Origin of the sequence: Moorena sp. SIO4G3, assembly GCF_010692305.1 — a bacterium.
Lineage (GTDB): Bacteria > Cyanobacteriota > Cyanobacteriia > Cyanobacteriales > Coleofasciculaceae > Moorena > Moorena producens_A.
This window is the reverse complement of the sequence record NZ_JAAHIG010000412.1, coordinates 1-5040: the sequence shown is the minus strand read 5'-3', so window position 1 is coordinate 5040 and position 5040 is coordinate 1. Positions and strand designations below refer to the sequence as shown.

The window sequence follows — 5040 nt, the reverse complement described above, 5'->3', positions numbered from 1 at the left end:
AACTAGCATTGAAAGTTCGCACCAAAAAAGACTTCCCCGAAGAGTGGGCATCAACTCAAAACAACCTGGGCCTTGCTTACAGAAACAGAATTCGTTGGGACAGGGCATGGAATCTCGAAAAAGCGATTGAAGCATACAAACTAGCTTTGGAAGTTTACACCAAAAAAGACTTCCCCGAAGAGTGGGCATCAACTCAAAAAACCTGGGCCTTGCTTACAGAAACAGAATTCGTTGGGACAGGGCATGGAATCTCGAAAAAGCGATTGAAGCATACAAACTAGCATTGAAAGTTCGCACCAAAAAAGACTTCCCCGAAGAGTGGGCATCAACTCAAAACAACCTGGGCCTTGCTTACAGAAACAGAATTCGTTGGGACAGGGCATGGAATCTCGAAAAAGCGATTGAAGCATACAAACTAGCTTTGGAAGTTTACACCAAAGAAAACTTCCCTATGGATTGGGCAGGGACTCAAAACAACCTGGGCAATGCATACCGTGACAGAATCCGTGGTGACAGGGCTGAGAATCTTCAAAAAGCGATTGCTGCATAGGAACTAGCTTTGGAAGTTTACACCAAAAAAGACTTCCCCGAAGAGTGGGCAACGATTCAAAACAATCTGGGCGCAGCCTACAGTGACAGAATTCGTGGTGATAAGTAAGAGAATCTCGAAAAATGCTATTACAGCATACCAAATCGTCAACAGATTATGGCTGATGCAATAGAGGTTTATCACAAACTCGTGCAAGCCTATCAAAATTTCCTGAAATTTGAGAACCCCGTGGCTTTAGCCCGGGGTCAGAAGTTACCGCAAGAATAAGGCAGCCTTTATGGTTGGTCGGCTATGAGCAAAAGGGTTAAAACTTTATGATTAAGGCTGCCTTAATAAACAGGTTTCGTCTCCGGGATGAAAAAGAGAGACTAGATTTATCTAGTCGTGTCCTCAATTTGGCTTCTAGCCCAACGTTCTAAAAACTCTCCAACACTGGTACCCGAGTCTTTAGCCGAAAGTTGTAACCATTTCCACACACTATCCGTAAACATTATAGTGTGTGGTTTTTTAAGCTCATCATAGTGAACCGGGATTCCTCTCATCCTTTTTTGATATTTAGACTTCTTTATGCTTGACATTGTGGGATTATACGTATATCCTAAATATAGGATAAAAAAGAAGTCGAGGTTGTCAAAATATATAGAACTATTCCAGTAAAAGCCAATTTTTTAGATGAATAAAAAGTGGTTTGGGAGTTTCAGTGTCAGCAAGCTAACAGTCTGTTTAATTGCGCAATTTATTATGCTAAGCAAAAACATTATGATTGGCTAAAGGAACAAGAGGCTTACACTACCTACTGGCATGGAGACGAATTAAGAGTTGGTTGGAAAACTTACAAGTGTACTACCAAATATCCAGAGCTAGATAAAGTCCTAAAGATGTCCCCTCATTACAAAGGGATGGCGGCTCAGTCTGCTCAACAAACCCTTAAAACTGTTGGGGAAGCGATCGCTAGTTTCAATAAATTAGTTGGGTTGTACTATCAGGGGAAAGTAGATAGACCTAGGTTCCCTCGTTATAGGAAGTCTGGAGGTTTTGCTGCGGTAACTTTCCCTCGGCAAGCTCTCACGTATAGAGAAGGGTTGTTCTATCCTTCCGTTAGCAAAGAAAGCAAACCAGAATTACTGACTCAAATAACCCTAGATCCTCCGGATTTTATAGACCCTGACTGGGTTAAAGAAGTCACTGTTCGTCCTTGCTACGGACAACTGTGGATAGACTGGGTTATTGATGATGGCAAGCAACCAATAACTGACAATCCAAATCTTGATTACTCTCAGGCAATCGGAATAGATCATGGTGGAGATAACTGGTTAACCTGCGTTTCAACCCTAGGAAAAAGCTTTATAATTGACGGTCGAAAACTTAAATCAATAAATCAAGGCTATTGTCGCCTTGTGGCCAAACATAAATCTGGAAAATCAGATAAATATTGGGATTCTCATCTGGATAGAGTTCAGCTAAAAAGAAATAACCAGATGCGGGATGCAATTAATAAAGCTGCTCGGTTTCTCGTGAATCGTTGTATAAACGATGAGATAGGGAATTTGGTTTTTGGCTGGAACGAAGGACAGAAAAGTTGCTCCAGTATGGGAAAGAAAGGCAACCAACAGTTTGTGCCCATTCCCACTAAACGGCTGTTCGAAAGGCTAAAGCAGCTTTGTTCCGAATATGGAATAAATTTGATTGTCACTGAAGAATCTTACACTAGTAAAGCGTCTTTCTTAGACGGCGATTCATTACCAAAACATGGTGCAAAACCCAACGGATGGATTCCCTCTGGTAAGAGAGTTAGACGTGGCCTGTATAGGACTGCTTCCGGGAAGTTGATCAATGCCGATACTAATGGCGCTGCCAACATACTCCGCAAAGTAACCACACAGTCATTCGACCTGACTAAGGTGGATAGGGGAGCTTTGACACTCCCGCATCGGTATGATTTATTCACTGATTGGGTAGGTCGGAGGAGTTACCCCCTCGTCGCCCCCTAAGCACCGTGCGAACAAGTCTCCAAGTACACGGCGCAACCAACTTGCGAAGAACACGTTATCTTGTGCAACTCTTTTCCTTTATTATCGGTTTTGTACCTTTTGGCTTTTGTTTCCGATTTTTAGGAGGGGTTTTTTTTGATTCCATCGTACAGTTTTCCCTGTATTTCTGGATTGGTTGCCCCCAAGGCGTGGATAGTTCGGTGGCAATCCTCATGAACGTATACCAAATTGTTGTACTTATCTTGTCCCCCATGTTCAATTGGAACAATGTGGTGTAAGTGTACTTTGTCGTAGTTTCCTAGTCTTTGGCCACAGTAAGGACAGATGTAGTTTTGCCTCACGGCTATCTTGTTTCTGCCCTTTGTTAGTCTGGCCTCCGCAGCTTTCTTATCCTGCCTTTTTTTCCTTTTATCCCAGTATTCTTGGAGTTCCGGATTGTCTGGCGAATAATCGTGGGTTACTACTGTGTGTCTGATTATTTTTGTCCATGAGGCTCTTTCCAGGTATAGTTCTTTGCTTCCGAAGACTCGGTTATCCTCCCTACCAGGGCAGAAACTCCCGTAGTGTTTATTTCTAATCCATTCCCATCCTTTTTTCGGGTACCTTCTTTTGCACCATCTAACTAGCTTCCAAGAGATGTAATTTTCTAATTTACAAAAGGTGTCCTTTGCCACTGTTCCGCTGTGATAGTTTGTCCAACCCCTTATTATTGGTTGTAATTTACCAATTAGTTCTTGGACTGAGACCCCTTTCAGCTTGGCAAATTCTACTTTTCTATTTTTCTTGATTCCCTTTAAGCTTTTGTTTGACGGTTTAATGAGGGTGATGTATCCCGATTTCTTTTTGGTGGTTCTGTATTTACGAAAGTTCCATCCCAAAAAATCAAAACCTTGGGTCAAGTGAGTTATCCTGGTTTTTTCTTCGGATAGACTTAGTCCTCTTTTAGCCAGCCATTCTTTAGTGATTAACTTAGCTGTCATGGCGTCTTCTTTGCTTTCTGTTAAGATTACAAAGTCATCCGCAAATCGTACTAATGTCCTATTCGATTTATTTCTCCAGGTGTCCTCTCCCTTTTTTGTTTTTTCTTTCCTGTAGGTTATTCCCAGTTCTTTTTCTAATCCGTGTAATGCTATGTTAGCGAGGAGTGGGCTGATGATACCTCCTTGTGGTGTGCCCGTTTCCGTGGGGTGGAATATGTTTTTTTCCACATATCCTGCTTTTAGCCAGTTATGGATTAGTCCTCTGGCTGGGAAATTACCAATGGTTTCCATTAATGCTTGGTGGTCAATATTATCGAAGCATCCTTTTATATCCGCTTCTACTACCCACCATTTCTTATTGTTTTCTCCATTGATATTGAGGAATATTCTTTGTCGGGCATCATGAGTGCTTCTTCCCTGTCTGAAACCGTATGATGTGGCTTCAAACTGGGCTTCCCAGGTTGGTTCCAAAGCGTTTTTAACAATGGCTTGAAGGCATCTGTCGGCGATACTTGGTATCCCTAATGGTCTTTTCTTTCCATTGCTTTTTGGTATGTAGATGCGTTTAGTTGGCTTTGGGCTCCATTGTTTCCTGTTTTTTGATAATGTGTCAACCATTTCTCCCTTTTCTTTGGGTTTTAATGCTTTGACTTTATCTACTCCTGCCGTCCTTTTACCTTTGTTATCTTGGGATGCTTTGCGAACTGATACCTGGATGTTTGCCTTACTCCTTAGCATTAACCTTTGGAGTTTATTGACCTTTTTCCAGTTTCCTTGACGTGTTGCCTTGAAAATTCTTTGTCTTAGTTTCCTAACCTCTCTGTAGGCATTTTTCCAATTAATGGTATGCCAATCGGTGGTCTGTTCAGTTACGATACCCACGTCTATTGACGCCGGTTCTATCTTTTCCATGTACAATTTAAGTTAACTAAGCAATTAATTTCCTTGGCTCGGATGTTAGCTCTGAAATTCAGCGCTCTTTCGAGCAAGGGAATTTTCCCTCTATCCGACTGGTTATTTATTCCCATTCCTTTTCAGGTTGTCGGCTTTTGCTTGGTTCAGACTTCTACCGGACTGAGAGTTATACCTCCTCTTGCGATTTGGCTACCTTATGTCCTATTTAGGGTTAAGGACTCAATCTCGGCTTACCCGGTTACGCATATAGAAGATACAAGTCTTGAGTTGCCGTCTCTACACCGAGTCCATGTGAGGGTTCAGATTGTCTAGCAGATGATAGACTAACCTCGGAGCTCATATCCCCATCATCGAATTTAGCAGGGATATTAATTTTTACGGTGCCTTTGACCAACGGTTTCTGTAGTCAACTCTTTGACTCTTTTCCTTTTCGGTTATTTACCTGATCCGATGGTTCGGTAATCCCTACTTTCTCTCTAGGGCGTGTCATCAATTAAGCCAAATTACAGCAGCAGCCAGATAAATTGCTCCTAGGAAGTTCTGAGCTCGCTTATCGTACCGCGTCGCGATCGCTCGATATTGCTTGAGTCGGGCAAAAAAATTC

5 protein-coding genes are annotated in these 5040 nt (G+C 42.1%); 3 read left to right on the top strand and 2 right to left on the bottom strand.

Annotated elements, in window-relative coordinates; translation table 11 throughout:
• The 3 genes from F6J99_RS45890 to F6J99_RS38350 all read left to right on the top strand — a co-directional run.
• Nucleotides 1-281 (top strand): tetratricopeptide repeat protein (locus F6J99_RS45890; RefSeq protein WP_365975104.1); only part of this gene is annotated, 281 nt, incomplete at its 5' end.
• A gap of 2 nt (nucleotides 282-283) precedes the next feature.
• A complete protein-coding gene (locus F6J99_RS45885; RefSeq protein WP_365975103.1) occupies nucleotides 284-550 on the top strand; it encodes a tetratricopeptide repeat protein in 267 nt (88 codons plus the stop codon).
• Nucleotides 551-1233: 683 nt separating this feature from the next.
• A complete protein-coding gene (locus F6J99_RS38350; RefSeq protein WP_293121195.1) occupies nucleotides 1234-2541 on the top strand; it encodes a transposase in 1308 nt (435 codons plus the stop codon).
• Between the two features lie 119 nt (nucleotides 2542-2660).
• On the opposite strand, the gene ltrA is transcribed toward F6J99_RS38350, so the two are convergent.
• Both ltrA and F6J99_RS38340 read right to left on the bottom strand, forming a co-directional pair.
• Nucleotides 2661-4433 (bottom strand): group II intron reverse transcriptase/maturase, encoded by a 1773-nt coding sequence (gene ltrA, locus F6J99_RS38345; RefSeq protein ID WP_293121193.1) that lies wholly within the window; start codon nucleotides 4431-4433, stop codon nucleotides 2661-2663.
• Between the two features lie 492 nt (nucleotides 4434-4925).
• Nucleotides 4926-5040 (bottom strand): transposase (locus F6J99_RS38340; protein ID WP_293120501.1); only part of this gene is annotated, 115 nt, incomplete at its 5' end.

Excerpts from the sequence above, each read along its gene's own strand:
- ltrA (WP_293121193.1), bottom strand. The coding sequence starts at position 4,433 with ATGGAAAAGATAGAACCGGCGTCAATAGACGTGGGTATCGTAACTGAA.